Source organism: Microbispora sp. NPDC046973, assembly GCF_040644495.1.
Taxonomy (GTDB): Bacteria; Actinomycetota; Actinomycetes; order Streptosporangiales; family Streptosporangiaceae; genus Microbispora.
Map to the genome: position 1 here is coordinate 1 of NZ_JBEYWQ010000041.1, position 19,345 is coordinate 19,345.

General features: G+C 72.2%; 21 protein-coding genes. 15 read left to right on the top strand and 6 right to left on the bottom strand.

Translation table 11 applies throughout. The features are described from left to right. Window positions 1-328 precede the first annotated feature (328 nt). The 5 genes from ABZ860_RS38745 to ABZ860_RS38765 form a co-directional block, all read right to left on the bottom strand. Window positions 329-574 carry a helix-turn-helix domain-containing protein gene (locus tag ABZ860_RS38745; protein WP_357230348.1) on the bottom strand — a complete coding sequence of 82 codons (246 nt, stop codon included), beginning with the start codon at window positions 572-574 and terminating at the stop codon, window positions 329-331. Continuing rightward, on the bottom strand, window positions 567-794 hold the full coding sequence (locus ABZ860_RS38750; RefSeq protein ID WP_169982112.1) for a DUF6158 family protein: 228 nt from the start codon (window positions 792-794) through the stop codon (window positions 567-569). Before ABZ860_RS38750 ends, ABZ860_RS38745 begins: the two co-directional genes overlap by 8 nt. 12 nt (window positions 795-806) lie before the next feature. Beyond that, window positions 807-953 (bottom strand): hypothetical protein, encoded by a 147-nt coding sequence (locus ABZ860_RS38755; RefSeq protein WP_159454895.1) that lies wholly within the window; start codon window positions 951-953, stop codon window positions 807-809. A 133-nt stretch (window positions 954-1,086) separates the two neighbouring features. Next, window positions 1,087-1,308 carry a DUF397 domain-containing protein gene (locus ABZ860_RS38760; RefSeq protein WP_142563210.1) on the bottom strand — a complete coding sequence of 74 codons (222 nt, stop codon included), beginning with the start codon at window positions 1,306-1,308 and terminating at the stop codon, window positions 1,087-1,089. Continuing rightward, the gene (locus ABZ860_RS38765) at window positions 1,305-2,156 is read right to left on the bottom strand and encodes a helix-turn-helix transcriptional regulator (protein ID WP_357230351.1); all 852 of its coding nucleotides are present in this window, start codon (window positions 2,154-2,156) and stop codon (window positions 1,305-1,307) included. Before ABZ860_RS38765 ends, ABZ860_RS38760 begins: the two co-directional genes overlap by 4 nt. Before the next feature lie 151 nt (window positions 2,157-2,307). On the opposite strand from ABZ860_RS38765, the gene ABZ860_RS38770 reads away from it, so the two are divergent. The 7 genes from ABZ860_RS38770 (at window position 2,308) to speB (ending at window position 8,804) form a co-directional block, all read left to right on the top strand. Beyond that, window positions 2,308-2,751, top strand: a complete 444-nt coding sequence (locus ABZ860_RS38770) for an ATP-binding protein (RefSeq protein ID WP_357230353.1) — start codon at window positions 2,308-2,310, stop codon at window positions 2,749-2,751. Between the two features lie 104 nt (window positions 2,752-2,855). Next, window positions 2,856-4,295, top strand: coding sequence for an MFS transporter (locus ABZ860_RS38775; protein WP_357230355.1), 1,440 nt, complete (start codon window positions 2,856-2,858; stop codon window positions 4,293-4,295). Window positions 4,296-4,423: 128 nt separating this feature from the next. Continuing rightward, window positions 4,424-4,555: a hypothetical protein gene (locus ABZ860_RS38780; RefSeq protein ID WP_256863183.1), complete on the top strand. Its 132-nt coding sequence runs from the start codon at window positions 4,424-4,426 to the stop codon at window positions 4,553-4,555. 164 nt (window positions 4,556-4,719) lie between these two features. After that, entirely contained in the window at window positions 4,720-5,559 is an 840-nt protein-coding gene (locus tag ABZ860_RS38785) for an LLM class flavin-dependent oxidoreductase (protein WP_357230357.1), read from the top strand. A 96-nt stretch (window positions 5,560-5,655) separates the two neighbouring features. Beyond that, on the top strand, window positions 5,656-6,159 hold the full coding sequence (locus tag ABZ860_RS38790) for a PH domain-containing protein (RefSeq protein WP_357230359.1): 504 nt from the start codon (window positions 5,656-5,658) through the stop codon (window positions 6,157-6,159). Beyond that, entirely contained in the window at window positions 6,156-7,748 is a 1,593-nt protein-coding gene (locus ABZ860_RS38795; protein ID WP_357230361.1) for a PH domain-containing protein, read from the top strand. The genes ABZ860_RS38790 and ABZ860_RS38795 overlap by 4 nt, the downstream gene beginning before the upstream one ends. Before the next feature lie 42 nt (window positions 7,749-7,790). Continuing rightward, window positions 7,791-8,804 (top strand): agmatinase, encoded by a 1,014-nt coding sequence (gene speB / locus ABZ860_RS38800; protein ID WP_357230363.1) that lies wholly within the window; start codon window positions 7,791-7,793, stop codon window positions 8,802-8,804. Between the two features lie 102 nt (window positions 8,805-8,906). Here speB and ABZ860_RS38805 read toward each other — a convergent pair whose 3' ends face one another. Further along, a complete protein-coding gene (locus ABZ860_RS38805) occupies window positions 8,907-10,223 on the bottom strand; it encodes an alpha/beta hydrolase (protein WP_357230365.1) in 1,317 nt (438 codons plus the stop codon). Between the two features lie 234 nt (window positions 10,224-10,457). Between ABZ860_RS38805 and ABZ860_RS38810 the strand changes: the two genes are divergently transcribed. From ABZ860_RS38810 to rodA, 8 genes are all read left to right on the top strand, one after another. Continuing rightward, a complete protein-coding gene (locus tag ABZ860_RS38810) occupies window positions 10,458-11,795 on the top strand; it encodes a histidine kinase (RefSeq protein WP_357230367.1) in 1,338 nt (445 codons plus the stop codon). 8 nt (window positions 11,796-11,803) lie between these two features. Continuing rightward, complete coding sequence (locus tag ABZ860_RS38815) at window positions 11,804-12,496, top strand: response regulator transcription factor (RefSeq protein ID WP_357230479.1); 693 nt, start codon at window positions 11,804-11,806, stop codon at window positions 12,494-12,496. A 74-nt stretch (window positions 12,497-12,570) separates the two neighbouring features. Continuing rightward, entirely contained in the window at window positions 12,571-13,593 is a 1,023-nt protein-coding gene (locus tag ABZ860_RS38820; protein WP_357230369.1) for a hypothetical protein, read from the top strand. Between the two features lie 98 nt (window positions 13,594-13,691). After that, the gene (locus ABZ860_RS38825) at window positions 13,692-14,726 is read left to right on the top strand and encodes a rod shape-determining protein (RefSeq protein WP_357230371.1); all 1,035 of its coding nucleotides are present in this window, start codon (window positions 13,692-13,694) and stop codon (window positions 14,724-14,726) included. Continuing rightward, window positions 14,723-15,559, top strand: coding sequence for a rod shape-determining protein MreC (mreC, locus tag ABZ860_RS38830; RefSeq protein ID WP_357230373.1), 837 nt, complete (start codon window positions 14,723-14,725; stop codon window positions 15,557-15,559). Before ABZ860_RS38825 ends, mreC begins: the two co-directional genes overlap by 4 nt. Beyond that, entirely contained in the window at window positions 15,559-16,095 is a 537-nt protein-coding gene (gene mreD / locus ABZ860_RS38835) for a rod shape-determining protein MreD (protein WP_357230375.1), read from the top strand. The genes mreC and mreD overlap by 1 nt, the downstream gene beginning before the upstream one ends. Further along, entirely contained in the window at window positions 16,088-18,070 is a 1,983-nt protein-coding gene (mrdA, locus tag ABZ860_RS38840; RefSeq protein WP_357230377.1) for a penicillin-binding protein 2, read from the top strand. Before mreD ends, mrdA begins: the two co-directional genes overlap by 8 nt. Next, a complete protein-coding gene (rodA, locus tag ABZ860_RS38845; RefSeq protein WP_357230379.1) occupies window positions 18,067-19,233 on the top strand; it encodes a rod shape-determining protein RodA in 1,167 nt (388 codons plus the stop codon). Before mrdA ends, rodA begins: the two co-directional genes overlap by 4 nt. The last annotated feature ends 112 nt before the right edge of the window (window positions 19,234-19,345 follow it).

Here is a 19,345-nt window from a genome sequence, read left to right on the forward strand (position 1 = left end):
AGCGCCGGGGGCGGGCGGGTGCGGAGGCCGGCGTAAGACCGTGCCAGGTACCACCGCGCCCGCGATGGCCGCTCCCGAGGCTCACCGGACCGCCACTGTCACGGCCGGCCGGAGCACCCGCCCGCCCGTGAGCGCGAAACGCGGTGCAACCGCAGCGGACCGAAGCTGTGCATCCCCACCCCGGCCACGGCGTCACTCCTGACCGTGCCGCATGCTGGGCCAGAGGCCGACCTTGAGCACCTCATGCGTCCCCGCGCCGGCCACGGCACCGTTCTTCAATCACCGTTCTTCAATCACCGTTCTTCGACGCACCGCCCGGCCGCGCTCGTCAGTATTCGAGGCCCCAGTCGTGGGTGCCGAGGGTGTAGGCGTCCCCCTTGGGCACCAGCCTGCCGCCCTCGGCCAGGCTGCCGAGGCACCGCCGTACGTCGTCCTCCGGTAGGCCGGTCATCGCGGCGACCTCGGCGGCGGTCGCGGGCCGATCCTTCGTGCTGAGGGCGGCGACGGCCTCGTAGACCGTCATGTCCGCCGCCGTCATCTCCTGGACGTCCTCCAGGCTCTCCTCGTCAGGCACTGCGCTGTCTCGCCCCCTCACGCAGCCGCTCCGGATCGACCTGCCGGTCCGGGTAGCGTGCGAGGTACTCGCCTTCCAGCTCCTGCGTCCGCGAGGTGTGGCGCTCCAGCGCGTCGTCGGACCCGTGGAAGAACGTCTCCGACCGGGTCTCGTGCAGGTGGCGCAACTCGCGGATAAGGTCCTCGTCGCCCAGGTCCCGCGGGTCGACTCCCATGGTCATGACGGTCCTCCCTCACACCTCTGTCGGCTTGTCCCAGCGTTCGTCAGGGTTCTTGTCGTCGGGCTCCGCGTTCGGCGGATCCGTCGCGGACGGCGTCCACTCGCCGGCGATGTCCGGCTCGTCCTCTGTATCGATGTATCGGTCGTCTTCCCTTCGCATGCCAGGTCTCCTGCCCGGTGGAGCGCCGGCCATTCCGGACCGGCCGCACCGGGCCGTCCCCGGAATGCCGTCCGGCCCGCCCCGTTCACGACGGAGTGCGTGACGGAGACGGGCCGTACGGGGACGGGAGTGCTCAGGACAGGTCGAACTCCCCACCCTTGACCCCGTCGATGAACGCCTCCCACTCGCCCGGGGTGAACATCAGCCGCGGCCCCTGAGGATCTTTCGAGTCGCGTACGGCGACGCCGTCGCGCAGGCGCGCGACCTCGACGCACTGGTTGCCGACGGTGTTCGAGCGCGCCGCCTTACGCCAGACCGCGCAGGCCAGGTCGTCCGCCGGTACGAGTCCCCTCATCGTCCTGCCATCTCCTTCTCGACCGAAATGATCATTTCCATGGACTTCTCCGGGCCGAGCGCGGCGGCACGAAGATGATCGAAGACCTGGACGTATCCGCGGACCTCCGCCGGATCCTCCAGGTAGAGCTCGCCGCTCATGTTCTCCAGCAGCACCACGTCGGCGTCGCCCGGATCGGGGAACGCCAGGATCGCCGCCGAGTTGCCCATGCCGAGGTAGGCGCCCGCGTCGAACGGCAGCACCTGCACGGTGACGTTCGGCTGGACGGCCACCTCCCGCAGCCTGCGCAGTTGCTCGGCCATCACGGGCGGGCCGCCCACGGGCCGGCGCAGCGCCGCCTCGTCGAGGACGGCCCACAGCTCCAGCGGGGCGGGTCCGGTCAGGCGCCGCTGGCGCTCCATCCGGGCCGCCGCCCGGCGCTCGATCTCCGCCGGGTCCTTGACCAGGGCGGCGCCGATGACCGCACGGGCGTAGTCCTCGGTCTGCAGCAGCCCGGGGACCAGCAGCGGCTCGTAGTTGCGCACCGAGGACGCCTCGGCCTCCAGCCCGACGTACGGCCCGGGCAGGACGTCGTCGTAGGCGCGCCACCATCCCCGCCGTCCGGCGTCCCTGGCCAGCGCGACCAGCGCGTCCCGTTCCGACCCCTCGACGCCGTAGAGGTCGAGCAGGTCGCGGATGGTCCGGGTCTGCGGGCGGGTGTGGCCGGTCTCGATCCGGTAGACGGTGGAGGCCGCCAGGCCGAGTCGTCGCGCGACCTCCTCCCGGACGAATCCGGCTTCACGCCGCAGGCGCGTCAGCTCACCGGAAAGCCGGCGGAGCCGGACCGTAGGACCGCCCACTCCCCTCATGAACCGAACTCTCCCTTTCGCCGCAAAAGGAAACTATGCAATCGTGCATTCGCCATATTGCGTAGCCGTTTTGCAAAGTGCAGGATGAACGAAGTCTTGCACGGACCTCGAATCGCCATCCGCAGACGGGTGCACAGGGAGTTATCACGGGATGACAATTCTCAACCTCTCGGGGAGAATCGCGATCTCACCCCCCTTCTCGGGAGACACGTCCCAGGTGCGGGCCGCCCGGCGGTTCGTGGCGAACCGTCTCGGCGACGGCCACCCCTGCCGGGACGACGCCGTGCAGCTGATCGGCGAGCTGGTCGCCGAGTCGCTCCGGCACGCCGCCTCCTGCGGACGCCCGCCCGGGTACGGCGTTTCGGTCCTGGCCACGCCCGCCGCGGCCCGCGTCACGTTGTCGACGCAGGGCTGCGGGTGCTGGACGTCTCCCGAGCTGACGCCGGGCCGCGGCGTCCATCTCGTGGACCTGTTCACCCGCCGGTGGGGGGTGGCGGCCAGCCGCACCGGCGTCTGCGTGTGGTTCGAGCTCGGGCACGACGCCGCCGTACCGGCTCCCGGGGGCGTGGAGAGCGAGAGCACGACGACGGCCTGAACGCCGGCGCGCACCGGGCAGGGCCGAGACCGGTGAGAAGCAGAATGAATTTCTGCGCGGATCCGGGGTAGACGGGCGCCATATCTTCCGGAGAAGGGGACGATATGGCGCAAATAAGCACCGACATTCCCGCGCGGCTGGATCGGCTCCCCTGGGCCCGCTGGCACTGGCTCGTGCTCATCGGACTCGGCACCGTCTGGATCCTCGACGGGCTCGAAGTGACCATCGTCGGGGTCATCGGCCCTCGGATCACGGACCCGAGCAGCGGGCTGGGACTCACCGACAGCGAGGTCGGGATCGCCGCCGGCGTGTACGTTGCGGGAGCCTGCATCGGCGCTCTCTTCTTCGGCCACCTGACGGACCGGTTCGGGCGCAAGAAGCTCTTCCTGGTGACGCTCGCCCTCTACCTCGCCGCCACCGTGGCCACGGCCTTCTCGCACGACGCCTGGTACTTCTACCTGTGCCGGTTCTTCACGGGCGCCGGCATCGGAGGCGAGTACGCCGCGATCAACTCGGCGATCGACGAGCTCATCCCGGCCCGCGTGCGCGGCACGGTCGACCTGGTGGTGAACGGCTCCTTCTGGCTCGGCACCGCGCTCGGCGCGCTCATCGCGATCCCGGCGCTGGACACGAGCCTGCTGCCGGCCGGTCTCGGCTGGCGCCTGCTGTTCGGCCTGGGCGCCGTCCTCGGCGTGGCGATCCTGCTGGTCCGCAGGACCGTGCCAGAGAGCCCGCGCTGGCTGTTCATCCACGGCCGCGAACACGAGGCCGAGGAGATCGTGGGAGACATCGAGACGAAGGTCCGCGAGGAGAGCGGCAAGACGCTCGAACCGGCGCACGGGGAGATCAGGATCAACCAGCGGACGCACACCCCGCTGACGGAGGTGGCGGCCACGCTGCTGCGCCGCTATCCCAAGCGCACGACCGTCGGCCTGTCGCTGTTCATCGGCCAGGCGTTCCTCTACAACTCGATCTTCTTCACGTACGCGTTGGTGCTGTCGAAGTTCTTCAAGGTGCCGGACGGCAGCACGCCGTGGTATCTCGTCCCGATCGCGATCGGGAACTTCCTCGGCCCGGTCCTGCTCGGCCGGTTCTTCGACACGGTCGGCCGCCGGACGATGATCGCGGGCAGCTACGTCCTTTCCGGCCTGCTCCTGCTGGGCACCGCGGCGCTGTTCAACGCGCACGTGCTGAGCCCGGTGACCCTCACGGCCTGCTGGATGGTGGTGTTCTTCTTCGCCTCGGCGGGGGCGAGCAGCGCCTACCTGACGGTCTCGGAGATCTTCCCGATGGAGACCAGGGCCCTGGCGATCGCGCTGTTCTACGCGGTCGGCACCGGGCTCGGCGGGATCATCGGGCCCGTGCTGTTCGGCCGCCTGGTGGAGAGCGGGATCGTCGGCGACGTGGTGGTCGGCTACGTCATCGGCGCCGTCCTGATGATGGCGGCCGGGCTGGTGCAGTGGTTCATGGGCGTGGAGGCGGCCCGGCGCTCGCTGGAGGACATCGCGGCCCCGCTCAGCGCCGAGCAGCGCCAGATGGTCTGACCGGACGCACCGGTACGGCTCGCACTTTGGATGCGCGAGCCGTACCGGCCGGGTGTCTCATCGCTCTCTTGGGTATCAACCCCCTCAGATGCGCACATAAGGCGCATCCTCGTACATTCGGGGGAATCATGGCTGACGACGCTCAGAAGAAGAAGCCCGCGAAGTCCACCGGCAAGGCGAAGAGGACGGCCATCAAGGAAGCCCGCTCGGCGAAGCAGGCGAAGAAGGCCAACCGCCCCGCCGAGGGCGCGAGCGAGTGACGGCCGCCGAACCGGTGCCACCATGATCCGGGCCGGGCCCACCGTGGCCCGGCCCACCTCCTTCACCCGCGCCATCACCCCCCGTCCCCGTGTGCGACGCCTCCCTCCGTCCTGGATACTCGGAAGGCCGTAGAGCCGATCACGCTTGTTCTGGAGGGCCGCCCGTGAGGCTTGGAGTCGTCTTCGACCGCGATCTCCCGCCGGAGTCGCTTCCGTCGTTCGCCCGGGAACTCGACGGCACGGCGGTCTCCGACCTGTGGGTGGTGGAGGACCTCGGCTGGACGGGCTCGATCTCCTCGGCCGCCACGGCACTGGCCGCGACCTCCCGCCTGCGCGTCGGCATCGGCATCACCCCGGCGCCCCTGCGCAATCCGATGCTGCTGGCGATGGAGCTGGCCAACCTGGCCCGCCTCCACCCCGGGCGGCTGGCCGCGGGAATCGGGCACGGCGTACAGGCGTGGATGCGTCAGGTGGGCGCCGCCGCCGCGTCGCCGCTGTCGCTGCTGGAGGAGACGATCACGTCCGTACGGGCGCTGCTGCGCGGCGAGACCGTCACCCTGCACGGACGCGAGGTGAGCCTGGACGGCGTCCGCCTCGTCCACCCGCCGGCCGAGCCGCCGCCCGTCCTCGCCGGAGTGGTGAGCCCGCGCTCGCTGGCCATGTCGGGGCGGGTCGCCCAGGGCACCATCCTCCCCGAGGGTCTCAGCCCGGAGCGGCTGCGGTCGATGATCGAGGGAATCGGCGCGACCGGCGATCACGAAATCGTGGCGTTCATCCACCTCTACGTCGGCGACGACGCGCGCGAGGCGATGCGGCCGGCGGCGGAGGAGCAGGCGGGGTTCCTGCAGGTGGCGCCGGAGGAGGTCGTCATGGCGGCGGGTTCGCCGGAGGAGGCGTCGGCGCAGGTCAGGGCGCTGTGGGAGGCGGGCGTGTCCACCGTCGCCGTCCGCCCGGTCGGCGCCGACCCGCTCTCCCACGTCCACGCGCTGCTGTCCGCCCTCTGACCCGGCGTACGGCGCCGGGGGCATGACATTTGTCCTGGGGAGAACCGGGATCGGCCCCACTACGCCGGGACGCGCGCGATCGGGCAGAGTTGGGGCGTGGACACCCCGACCCTCCGATCCCCTCAGCACCGCGTGAGCCGTGCCGCCGTCTGGTATTGGGCGGCGCGGGCCGCCCTCGGCTGGCTGGTCATCCTCGCGGCCCAGGTGGCCTGGCTCGTGGCCGACAGCGACGGGAAGGCCCTGCCCGTCACCGCGCATGTGGCGGCTCTCGTCGTCACCGCCGTCGCCGCGGTGGCGCACGTGACGATCATGCCGCAGTGGCGTTATCGGGTGCACCGCTGGGAGGCCACGTCCGCGGCCGTCTTCACCCAGTCGGGCTGGTTCAAGCAGGAGTGGCGCATCGCCCCCGTCTCCCGCATCCAGACCGTGGACAGCGAGCGCGGCCCGCTGGAGCAGATCTTCCGCCTGGCCAACGTCACCGTCACCACCGCCTCCGCCGCCGGCCCGATCAAGGTCAGCGGCCTCGACCGGGACACGGCCCAGCGCCTGGTCGCCGAGCTCACCGCGACCGCGCAGGCGACGGCGGGTGACGCCACGTGATCGACGCCGTCGAGACGACCCTGACCTGGCGGCGGCTGAGCCCGCGCATGCTGGTGATCCACCCGTTCCAGGAGGTCGTACGGGCCGCCCCGGCGCTGCTCGGCCTGCTGGTCGCGGGGTCGAGCAGCGGCGGCAAGGGGCATCTGTGGAGCCTCGCGGGCGTCGGCCTCATGGTCGTGCTCGGCATGCTCCGCTGGTTCACCACGACCTACCGCGTCACCCCCGAGCACGTGCAGGTCCGCCGCGGCCTGCTGAACCGCAAGGTGGTGACCGTGCCCCGCGACCGGGTCCGCACGGTGGACGTCACCTCCCACGTGCTGCACCGCGTGCTCGGCCTGGCCCGGGTGGAGGTGGGGACGGGCACGTCGGAGCGCAGGCACGAGGGCCGGCTCAAGCTCGACGCGCTCACCGCCGCCGAGGCCGCCCGCCTGCGCGTGGAACTGCTGCACCGCTCCTCCGTGACCCCCGCCGCCCCTGCCGGGGCCTCCCCCGTGGCGCCCCCGGCCGGGAGCACGCCGGCCGCGGAGACGGAACTCGCGCGGATGCGTCCCCAGTGGGTGAGGTTCGGGCCGTTCACGATGTCCGGGCTCGTCACCGTGGGCGTCGTCGCCGGGTTCGTGTCCCGCCTGGTCTCGGAGGGCAACGTCGACCTCGGCAGGGTCGGGCCCGTCCAGGAGACCTGGCGGTGGTTCAGCGCGATGTCGCTCCCGCTGGAGATCGCGACGGTGGTGCTCGTGCTGGTGGTGTTCGTGAGCGTGGCCTCCACGCTCGGCTACGTCCTGGCCTTCGGCAATTTCCGGCTGACCCGGCACGCCGAGGGCACCCTCCACGTGACCCGTGGTCTGCTGACCACGCGGGCCACCACCATCGAGGAACGGCGGCTGCGCGGGGTCGAGGTGAGCGAGCCGCTGCTGCTGCGCGCCGTACGCGGGGCCCGCCTGTCCGCGGTGACGACCGGGCTGCGGGCGGCGCAGGGCGCCCAGCGCGGCGGGTCGTTGCTGCTGCCGCCCGCGCCGCGCGCGGACGCCGTGTCGGTGGCCCGGCTCGTGCTCCCCCGTGTTCCCGGTGTTCCCTCTGCCTCCTCAGCCTCCGGGGCCTCGCCGGTCACCGCGGACCTGACCGCGCACGGCCCCGCCGCGCTGCGCCGCAGGTTCACCCGGGCGTACGGCGTGCACGCGCTGGTGCTGGCCGCGCTGCTCGCGCTGTGGTGGTGGGCCGGGCTGCCCTCGTGGACGTGGCTCACCGCCGCCGCCCTGCTGCCGCTGACCGCCCTGCTCGCCGCCGACCGCTACCGCTCGCTCGGCCACACCATGACGTCCGGCTACCTGGTCACCCGCTGGGGCTCGCTCGCGCGCCGGCGGGTGGTGCTGGAGTGCGACGGCGTCATCGGCTGGAACGTCGAGCGGTCGTTCTTCCAGCGCCGGGCCCGCCTGGCGACGCTGACGGCGACCACGGCGGCGGGCAAGCAGGGTTACCAGGTGCGCGACGTGGACCTCGCCGAGGCACTGCGCCTGGCCGCCGCGGGCACCCCGGGCCTGCTCGACCCCTTCCTCGTCGAGACGCAGCACGTCAGCCCTGTCACCCAATAGCATGTGATGCCCGATAAGACCGGTTTGACGTCAGGAGTTGGATTGTCCCGCTACGGCCAGATGTTCGGTCCCGACATCACGTTCCTCGGCGTCGAGCGGTGCGACCTCGACGACCCGGCCGGCTACGCGGACGCCGACGTCGTCATTCTGGGCGCGCCGTTCGACGGCGGCACCTCCCACCGCCCGGGCGCGCGCTTCGGCCCGAACGCCATCCGCCAGACCTGCTATCTCCCCCACGACGGCTCCCGCCCGAGTCTGGCGCTGCGCGTGGACGCCCTCAAGGACCTGCGGGTGCTGGACGCCGGCGACGTGGAGACCTACGCCGGGGACATCGAGGGCAGCCTGCGCGCGATCGAGGACGCGGTCGCCAGGATCGCGGCCTCCGGGGCGATCCCCGTCGTGCTCGGCGGCGACCACACGATCGCCCTGCCCGACGCGACCGGCGTGGCCCGCCACCACGGCTTCGGCCGGGTCTCGATGCTCCACTTCGACGCGCACGCCGACACCGGCGACATCGAGTTCGGCCACCTGCACGGCCACGGGCAGCCGATGCGGCGGCTCATCGAGTCGGGGGCCATCCGGGGCGACCGCTTCCTGCAGATCGGCCTGCGCGGTTACTGGCCCGGGCCGGAGATCCTCGACTGGATGGCCGGCCAGGCCATGCGGTCGTACGAGATGACCGAGATCGTCACCAGGGGCCTCGACGAGTGCCTCACCGAGGCGTACGCGATCGCGCTCGACGACTGCGACGGGGTCTACCTGTCGGTCGACGTGGACGTCTGCGACCCGGGCCACGCGCCGGGCACCGGCACGCCCGAGCCGGGCGGCCTGTCGGCCCGCCAGCTCCTCGACGCCGTACGCAGGACCTGCTACGAGCTGCCCGTCGTCGGCCTGGAGATCGTCGAGGTGGCCCCGCCGTACGACCACGCGGACATCACGGCGTACCTGGGCAACCGGGTCGTGCTGGAGGCGCTGTCGGCGATCGCCCGCCGCCGCAGGGACGCCGCCGACGGCACCCGCTGGGACCCCCGGCAGCCTCTCCTCGACGGCCGCTGATCCACACCGCCCGACCGCCGGGCTCGCGGTGCCGGCTGATCGCGCACCGCTCGACGTGACACGACCGGCCGGCCCCGTCACCACGGCCGTACGGTCCCGGCCTCAGGCGCAGGTCTTCTGCTCGGTGTCACACAGCCTGACCTCCGGATAGCGCTTCGACGGCTTGTCCATCAGGGGCTGGGGCCTGTGCCGCAGGTGCAGATCGAAGAAGGCCCTGGCGTAGCTGCGAGTGATCTCCACGGCCCGCTCTCCGGACAGGCCGGGATTGCGGTAGATGCCGAGTTGCTCCACCAGCAGCGCGGTGTCGGTGAAGGAGGCGTGCTCTGCCCCGGTCACCACGAGCCAGCGCCTCCATCCGGTCAGATGTGCCCAGTCGCGATCCCACGTGGTGTCCTTGCCTCCCGGGCTGTGCATGGCCTGCGTGCCCAGGAAGAGGAACGGCCGCGACAGTCCGGTGTCCGGGATCGGGGCGAATGTGGTGCCGTCCATGTCGATCCCGGCACGTATGCGGGTGTCCTTCAGCATGGCGGCGATGGTGCTCGCGCCTCCTGCCGACTGCCCGGCCATCGCGATCCGGGACGGGGCGATCAGCGAGGCGCCCTTCCACTTGGGGTTCGCGCCGGTCAGTTCCTCGATGACGAAGGAGACGTCGACCGCTCGGCTCCGGCCCACCTTGTTCCAGAACTCCTGGCTCTTGTCCGCCTTACACGCGACGCACGTGGCGACCCGGCCGTCGGGGAACGTCGTGGCCAGGCTCTCGTAGGTGTGATCGATGCCGGCCACCACATAGCCCCTGCTCGCCAGCTCCTCGGCCAGGGCGGTGAGCGAACTGCGGGGCTCGGTGAAGCCCGGGGAGAGCACCACCAGGGGCAGGGTGTGTTCGCGTCCGGCCGGTGCGGCGTCGACGAAGGCGTTGGTCCGTGTTCTGCTCAGCGCGTCGTACGGCAGACCGGGGATCCCTTCGCCTTTCAGGATGAGCTCCGACTCCTTCGCCGTCATGTACGGGGCCCGCTTCCCGCTGCGGGATCTCGCCGGGTACCACAGGGAAACCATGAGTTCCCTCGCCTTCGCGCCAGGGGCCCAGGGATCGACGCGTGAGGTGTCCCTGAAGTACAGGGACGTGGTGCCGACCGGCTGGGATCCGGTCGGTTCGGGGAGATGAGGCGTGCTGATCCGGGTGGACGACGGATCGGCGGCGACAGACGCACCGGAGCCGGGCGACGGTTCGCGCGAGGGGGCGCCGGAGCCGGCCGAACCGTACGCGGAGGCGCAGGAGACGGCGGCGAAGGCGAGCAGCGCCGCGACGACGGTGCCGCCTCGGCGGATCCGGTGGGGCGGCGCCGGTGTGCCGCCACCGGCGCCTGCGCCGTTCCCCACGGCGGGGCTGGACGGGCTTTCCCCCTCCATCACGTGATCCATGAACTGTCCTTCCTGATGGGGCCGCCTCGATGGGACCTGCGCGGGCGGCGGCCGGTGGCGGCAACGACGCTAGGGGCCGGCGAGATCCGTCCGCGTCGGCTGCCATACCGATATCGGCGCCTTCTCGGGGAGGAGCCCTGGGCGGTGTCATCCTTGCGATGTACTTCTGGCGGAGGTCAGATCCGGTCACTGAGGCTGACGCGGGACGTGCCGCGCGATCAGGACAATGAGACGGTGAGCGAACGACGTGGATGGTGGCGGTTCACGCTGGACGTGCTGCGCCCTGTGCGGAAACCCACCCGGCTTTCGCGCCGGTCGCTCCTCGCCGACCTGCTGCTCGCGATCGTCTTGACCATTGCGGCCGTGGCCGCGACGGCGGGCGCCACAGACGGCACTCATCGTGTCGACGGGCAGCCGCACTCCCTGTCGGAGCCCTTGCAACTGCGGCCCTCTCCACCGCCGCGAGGCGGCGATGTACCGCCTGACCGCTGGGAACGGCCTGCCATCCCTCCCGACGGCCAGGAGGATTCCGGCCCGCTTCCGCTCCTGGTGGTTCTGACGGCTCTGCCGCTGGCGGTGCGACGGCTCTACCCACTGATCGCCTTCTGGGCGGTGCTGGCCGCGGCGTTGGCCACCCACGACGGCGCGACGTGGATCACCGTGCTGACGTTCGCCATCGCCGGGTACGGGGCCGTGGCCCACAGTCCGCACCGTGCGCCGGCCATGGGCGGACTCGTCCTCGCTGCCGTGCTGGCAGGCGCCGCCTTCCGGGACTCCGTCCCGGCGTTGCCCAGCTGGCTGGGGCCGTTCGTGGTGCTGATGAGCGCCGGAGTCGCCGCTGGTTTCGTCCGATCCTGGCGGCGACAACTCGATGCCGGCCGCCGCCGGTTCACGGAACTCCAGCGCGCACAGGAGGAGGCCATGCGCAAGGCCGTCCAGGAGGAGCGCTCCCGGATCGCCGGCGAACTGCACGATGTCGTCACCCACAACGTGAACGTGATGGTGATCCAGGCCGGAGCGGCACGCGCGGTGATGGACACGGCTCCGGCCCGGTCGAGGCAGGCCATGCTGGCGGTCGAAGCCGGCGGCCGAGCCGCCATGGCCGAACTACGCCACGTCATGGGCCTGCTCGCGGGGCCGGAGAGCGAGCGGGCGGACGGCAGCGCCGGCGGGCTCGAACCACAACCGGGACTCGACCAGCTCGACTCCTTGATCGAGCGGGTTCGCGCAGCCGGAGTGCCGGTCAGCGTCGAGATCTCCCCGCCGCCCCGCCCTCTGCCGCCCGGGGTGGAACTGGCGGTCTATCGCGTCATCCAGGAGGCCCTGACCAACACGATCAAGCATGCCGCCGGCGCGGCGGCGTCCGTCACCATCGATTACCACGGCGACTGGCTGGAGATCGAGATCACCGACACCGGCGGCAGGCGGACGACCGGCGCCGGAGACGGCCAGGGCCGGGGCCTGATCGGGATGCGGGAGCGGCTCGCCCTCTACGGCGGCACCCTGCAGGCCGGGACGCGGAGCGGCGGCGGATACCAGATCAAGGCGCGGATTCTGTGGGCCACCACGTGAACGGGCCCATGCGCGTGGTCATCGCCGACGATCAAGCGCTGGTACGCAGCGGTTTCGGGATGATCCTCGCCGCCGACGGCATCGAGGTGACGGCCGAGGCGGCCAACGGAGCGGAAGCCGTCGCCGCCGTCCGGCGTACTCGGCCCGACGTCGTGCTCATGGACGTTCGGATGCCGCAGATGGACGGTCTCGAAGCCACCCGGCAGATCATGGCGGAAGGCGCGGGCGACACCCGCGTCCTCATTCTGACCACCTACGACCTCGATCACTACGTCTACGCCGCGCTCACCGCGGGAGCCAGTGGCTTCCTGCTCAAGGACGTCACCCCCGAGCATCTGGTGGCCGCGGTCCGTCTGGTGCGCGCGGGGGACGCCCTGCTCGCACCGGCGATCACCCGCCGTCTGGTCGAGCGGTTCGCCCGCCGCGACGAGGCCAGAGCGGCCGTACACCGGGATCTGTCGGAGCTGACACCCCGGGAGCTGGAGGTGTTGCGCCTGCTCGCCACGGGGCTGAGCAACGCCGAGCTCGCCGACCTGCTGAGCCTCAGCCCGACGACGGTGAAGACCCATGTCGCGCGCATCCTGTCCAAGCTCGGCCTCAGGGACAGGGTGCAGGCGGTCGTGCTCGCCTACGAGACCGGTTTGATCACCCCAGGCTCGTCCCCCGACCGGTCGCCGGAAAGTATGCCCGGGCGCTGGTAGTCGATCGGGGGAGGAACCGCCGGCACCGGACATTTCCCTCCATGGCCGGGAGCCGATCTGGTAGGCATGGTCGGATGACGCGATCGAGAACCGCCGCCGTCCTGACCGTGGCCGCCGTGCTCCCGGCGCTCCTGACCGGCTGCGCGGCGGACGGCCGCGGCACGGCTTCGGACCGGACGACGGCGGCGCGGGCGACGGCGCCCTCCTCCGGCCCGGCCTCCTCCGGCCCGGCCGGCCCCGCCGGACACAGCGCGGCGGCAGGGGCGAGCGGGCCGGAGACCAGGGACGCGTCCGATGGGGCCGCCCGCCCGGTGCGATCCCCCGCGAAGCCCGTGCGGGTGCCGGCCGGGGTGACGGCGGGGTACGCCGTGGTCGACGTGACCACAGGCAGGACGGTCGCCCAGCGGCAGGCGCACCACCGGTTCCGGTCGGCGTCGGTGGTGAAGATCCTCATCGCCACCGACTACCTGGAGCGGCACAGGGGGACGATTCCGGCCGCGGACATGGCCCTGCTGACGCCCATGCTCCGCGGCAGCGACGACGACGCGGCGACGGCCCTGTGGCGGCGCGGCGGCCAGGGCGAGATCGTGCGACGGATGGCACGCAGGATCGGCCTGACCGAAACCTCCCCGCCGCCCGCCGCCAAACCGGGCTTCTGGGGCTACACCGCCATCAGCGCGGCCGACATCGCGCTCGTCTACCGGTATCTGCTGCGGCGGGCCGAGCCCCGCGTCCGCGACTTCGTCCTCGGCAACCTGCGCAAGGCGTCCCAGTGTGCCCGCGACGGTTTCGACCAGTTCTTCGGCATCCCCCGCGCCGTCCCCCGGCCCTGGGCGATCAAGCAGGGCTGGTCCGGGTATGGCGCGGTTCCTCCCGTCAAGTGCACCCGCGCGAAGGCGGCGTCGTACCGTATCGGGGCGGTCACAATAAGCGGCAACCCGGTTGATTTCGGCCGTCCGGTGCTCCACACTACTGGCGTGATCGGCGACCGGCTGATCATGGTGGTGCTCACCCTGCAGCCCTCGGGGGCGTCCTTCACACAGTCGGCCGAGCGGGTGACGAAGCTGGCGAGAGACCTCTATCTCAGCGTCGCCTAGCGGTCCGGTTCGTACGGGGAGGGACCGTTCTGTTTAGAGGCGGGGCCGCCGGGCAGCGATCACGCGTGCTCTCCCTCCTCTCTGAAAGCTGGTCGGCGATGGGTTTCCCGTGGGGATTGCTCGGCCGGGACATGGCGGTCGACCTCGGCACGGCCAACACGCTCGTGTACGTGCGCAAGAAGGGCGTCGTCCTCGACGAGCCCTCGGTGGTGGCGATCAACCTGCACACGGACAGGATCGTGGCGGTCGGGACCGCGGCGAAGGAGATGATCGGGCGGACCCCGCCCCACATCGCCACGCTGCGCCCGCTCAAGGACGGCGTGATCGCCGACCTCGACGCGGCCGAGCGCATGCTGCGGCACTTCATCCAGGTGGCGCACAAGAATCGCTACCTGGCCAAGCCCCGGGTCGTCGTCGCCGTGCCGAGCGGCACCACCAGCGTCGAGCAGCGCGCGGTCAGGGAGGCGGCGTACGAGGCGGGCGCCCGCCGCGTCCACATCATCGAGGAGCCGATGGCCGCGGCGATCGGCGCGGGGCTCAACGTGGGCGACACGACCGGCAACATGGTCGTGGACATCGGCGGCGGCACGACGGAGGTCGCGATCGTCTCGCTCGGCGGGGTGGTCGTGTCGAAGTCCGTGCGCGTCGGCGGCGACGAGCTCGACGAGGCGATCGTCAACTACGTCAAGAAGGAACACTCCCTGATGCTCGGCGAACGCACGGCCGAGCACATCAAGATCAAGCTGGGCAGCGCGCGGCCGGGCGGCGACGACACCGCGCCGCTGCCGATCCGGGGCCGCGACCTGGTGACCGGCCTGCCCAAGACCGCGACGATCAACCGGGCGCAGGTCAGGGAGGCGATCGAGGACCAGGTCCAGACGATCGTCGACGCCGTGCAGACCACGCTGGACCAGTGCCCGGCCGAGCTGGCGGGCGACCTGATCGACAACGGCATCGTGCTGACCGGCGGCGGCGCGCTGCTCGACGGGCTGGCGGAACGGCTCGAACACGCCGTCGGCATGCCGATCCACCTCGTCGACCAGCCGCTCCAGTCGGTGGTCCTGGGCGCGGGCCGGTGCGTCGAGCGTTTCGACGACATGCAGGACGTGTTCCTCCCCGAAACGCGTCGATGAGGGCCGCCGGTCGCCGGGCGCCCGCGCTGCTGGCGCTCGTCTCCGCCGCCCTGATCGCAGCCGACACCGTCACCCCGCTCGAACCGCTGCGCGCGTTCGGGTCGGCCGTGTACGGCGGGCTGGAGGACGCGGCGTCCGCCGGTTTCCGCTGGGCGTCGGGCGAGCGCCGCCTTGAGGAGCTCGAACGCGAGAACGCCCGGCTGCGCGCCGGCCTGCTGGCCGCCCGCCGCACGGCTCCGTCCCCCGCCCAGGCGGACGGCTACCGGGTCGCGTCGGCCCACGTCATCGGCTTCGGCCGGGACGGCACGGTCACCGTCGACACCGGATCCGACGCCGGCGTGGCCCGCGACATGACCGTGTTCGACGGGAGCGGGCTGGTCGGCCGGGTCCTGCGGTCCGGGCCCGGCACGGCGACGGTCCAGCTCGCCACGGCCTCCGGCGCCTCGATCGGGGCCCGGCTCGAGGGCTCACGGGAGGTCGGCCTGGTGACCGGTGTCCCCGAGCGCGGGCTGCTGCGGCTGAGCCTGCTCAACCCCTCGGCCGAGGTGAAGCCCGGCGACCGGGTGGTGACGCTGGGTTCGCGCGACATGCGGCCGTACGTGCCGGACGTGCCGATCGGCACGGTGATCACGATCGAGCCCGCGCCCGACGCGCTGACCAGGACGGCGCTCGTGCGTCCCTTCGCCCGGTTCACCGCGCTCGACCTCGTCACCGTGGTGCTGGGACCGCTGCCGGACGGCGCGGCGGTGGGCGCGTCCGCCGGCGAAGGCACGGCCGGGGACGGGGATGCGGACGCCGCGAAGAGCGGCTCGAAGAAGGCGAAGGGGGCGTGATGAAGACGGTCGTGTCGTCCGTGCTCGTCGTCCTCGTCGCACCGGTGCTCCAGGTCGCCGTGGTGAACGGGCTGTCCCTGCCCGGCGGCGGGCCCGACATCGTGCTGATCTGCGTCATCGCGCTCGCGCCGCATCTGCGGCCAGGAGCGGGCGCGTTCCTGGGGTTCGCCGCGGGCCTGGCCGCCGACATCGCCCCGCCCGCCGACCACACCATAGGGCGGCTCGCCCTGGTCCTGTGCCTGGCCGGGTGGGTGTGCGCACGGGTCACCGCGGACGGCACGGCCGGGCGGCGCGTCGCCGTCGCCGTCGCCGTGGCCCTGGGCGCGTCGCTCGCCGGGGGCGTGCTCGCGGCCCTGCTCGACGGCACGCCGTGGGGCACGGCCCTCGCGCCCGGCGCCGTCGCCTGGACCGTCGGCCTGGCCGCGCTCGTGGCGGCGGCGCTCGCCCTGCTGCCCCGTCGCCGGTCGTTCGGGCGGGTGCCCAGATCGCGGGACAGGTCGCGCGAGCCGTACAGCCGGGGGAGGCGGCTTGCGTAGGACCGCTCACCGCGGGCGTCTCACGCTCGTGTTCGTCGTGGTGACCGCGCTCATGCTGACCCTGCTCGGCCGCCTGTGGTACCTGCAGATCGTCACCGGCCCGTCGTATGTCAGGGCGGCCACCGAGTCACGGGTGCGCTCGGTCGTCCTGCCGCCGGTGCGCGGGCAGATCCTCGACACACGCGGCCGGCCGCTGGTGGCCAACGAGACCAAACCGCAGGTGTCGGTGGACTACATGGCCCTCATCCACCAGCCCGACGGCGGGAAGGACGTGCTGGCCCGGCTCGCCCGGGCCCTGGGCCGGCCCTACCAGGAGATCGCCGACCGGGCCCGGCTGTGCACCGGGGACGTGCCCCGGCCGTGCTGGCCCGGCTCGCCGTACCAGCCGATCGTCGTCGCGGACGACGTGAGCGTGCGCACGGCGCTGTGGATCGCGGAGCGGCAGGACGAGTTCCCCGGCGTCAGCACCGCGTTGCGGCCGGTCAGGACCTACCCGCTCGGCTCGGCCGCGGCGCACGTGCTCGGCTACCTGCAGCCGCCCTCCCCCGACGACCCCGAGGGCGGCCCGGAGCTGGTCGGCCGCGACGGCCTCGAAGCGCAGTACGACCGCGAGCTGGCCGGGCGGACCGGGATCAGGGAGGTGGCGGTGGACAGCACGGGCAAGGTCACCGGCCTGATCCGCGAGGAGGCCGCCGTGGCCGGAGACACCCTGGTGACCAGCATCGACGCGCGCATCCAGGAGGTGGCGGAGCGGGCGCTGGCCCGGGCCGTGGCCGCCGCGCGCAAGCGGGGTGAGCCCGCCGACAGCGGCGCGGCGGTGGTGCTGGAGGCGAAGACGGGGCGGGTGACGGCGATCGCCGACTATCCCACCTACGATCCGGCCGTGTGGACCGGGGGCATCTCGCAGCACGACTACGAGGACCTGCCGCTCGTCAGCGCGGCCGTGCAGGGGCAGTGGCCGCCGGGCTCCACCTGGAAGGTGACCTCGACGGCCGCGGCGGCGAAGGCGGGCTACCCGCTGCGTGCCTCCTACGACTGCCCGGGCGGCTACAAGATCGGCGGCCGGGTGTTCCACAACTTCGAGAGCGCCGAGCTCGGCCGGATGGACATGCGCCGGGCCCTGGTCGTGTCCTGCGACACGATCTTCTACCGGTTCGCGGAGAAGATGTGGCAGCGTGACGGCGGGCTCAAGCCGGTCAAACATCCCAAGGACCCGATGCAGGCGATGGCCAGGGAGTTCGGGTTCGGCACACCCACCGGGCTCGACCTGCCGCACGAGGCGCCCGGAAGGGTGCCCGACCGCGCCTGGAAGAAGGCCAACTGGGAGCGGACCAAGGCCGACTCCTGCCGCCGCGCCAAGACCGGCTATCCGGAGATGTCCGACCGCAGGCGGGCGGCCTACCTCAAGGCGCTCGCCACCGACAACTGCCGCTCCGGCGGGGTCTGGTGGGCCGGCGACGCGGCCAACTTCTCGATCGGCCAGGGCGACGTGCTGGTGACGCCGCTCCAGCTCGCCCGCGGGTACGCCGCGCTCGCCAACGGCGGCACGGTCTTCAGCCCCAGGATCGGCAAGCAGGTCGTGCGCCCCGACGGCACCGTGGTCCGCACGATCACCCCGCCCGTCGTGGGAAAGATCGACGCCTCGCGCAAGACGCTGCGGTTCATCCGCGACTCGCTGGCCGGCGTGCCGCGCGCGGGCACGGCCGCGGGCGCGTTCGACGGCTACTCGTTCAAGCGGCTGCCGGTCGCCGGGAAGACCGGCACCGCCGAGGCGTACGGCAGGCGGGACACCTCGTGGTTCGCCTCCTTCGGCCCGGTGAAGAAGCCCGAATATGTCGTGGTGGTCGTCGTCTCCCAGGGCGGCACGGGCGGGACCACGGCGGCCCCCGCCGCCCGCGAGATCTGGGAGGGCATCGCCGCCCTCACCCACGACGCGAAGAAGCACGACAAGAAGAAGGACAAGAGGAAGCGATGACGACGCTCGGTCCCCTGTCCGTACGGCTGCCGGCGAGCCGGGCGACCAGGCGCAGGGCGTGGGCGCGCCTCGCCTTCCTCCCCGCCTGGGGGCTGGTGCTGCCCGCGGCGGCGTTGTCGGCGATCGGGCTGGTGCTCGTGTGGTCGGCCGTCCGCAACGAGCCGGGCTCGACGCTGCCGCAGCGGCAGGCGCTCAGTGTGGGCATCGGCTTCGCGCTCATGTGGGCCGTCTCGCGGATCGACCTGCGGATGCTGCGGGCCTACGTCCCGGTGCTGTACCTGCTCGGGCTGGCCGGGCTGGTCGCCGTGCTGACCCCGCTGGGCCGTACGATCAACGGCTCGCACGCGTGGATCGTGCTCGGCGACGGGCTGCAGTTCCAGCCCTCCGAGTTCGCGAAGGCGGCCACGGTGCTCGCGCTCGCGACGGCGCTGGGCGAGCCGCGCGACGGCGAGCGCAGGCCGGGCGCCGGGGCCGTGCTGCTCGCCCTCGGCCTCGCCGCGCTGCCGGTCGGGCTGATCGCGCTGCAGCCCGACTACGGCACCGCGCTCGTCTTCCTGGTGCTGACCACCGGGATGATCGCGGTGTCCGGCGCGCCCAAGAGGTGGTTCGCGGGGTTCGCCGCCGCCGGGGCCGCCGGGCTGTTCCTGGTGTGGCGGCTCGACCTCATCCGGCCCTACCAGCTCCAGCGCCTGATGGTGCTGGCCGACCCGGACGCCGACCCGATGGGCGTGGGCTACAACGCCACCCAGGCCAGGATCGCGATCGGGTCCGGGGGCCTGCTCGGCAAGGGCCTGTTCCACGGCGAGCAGACGGCGGGCCATTTCGTGCCCGAGCAGCACACCGACTTCATCTTCACGGTCGCGGGCGAGGAGCTCGGCTTCCTCGGCGCCGCCTGCGTGATCCTGCTCATGCTCGCCCTGCTGTGGCGCGGCCTGTGGATCGCGGCCAGGAGCCCCTCGCCGTTCGGCACGGCGGTGGCCGGCGGGGTGGTGTGCTGGCTGGCGTTCCAGACGTTCGTGAACGTGGGGATGACCATGGGCCTGCTGCCGGTCGCGGGGCTGCCGCTGCCGTTCGTGTCGTACGGCGGGTCGGCCACGATCTCCAGCCTGGCGGCCGTGGGGCTGCTGGCCGCCGTGAACCGGCGTACGCGCACGCCCGCATAGGGTCTGGAACTGCTGCCCTTTGTGTTTCAGTACCTGTCAGGGTTCGTCGATGTTCTTCCGTCTAGGCAGGTGCTTGGCCCGCCACTGGCGCAGCGGCTCTTCCCTTCCGCAC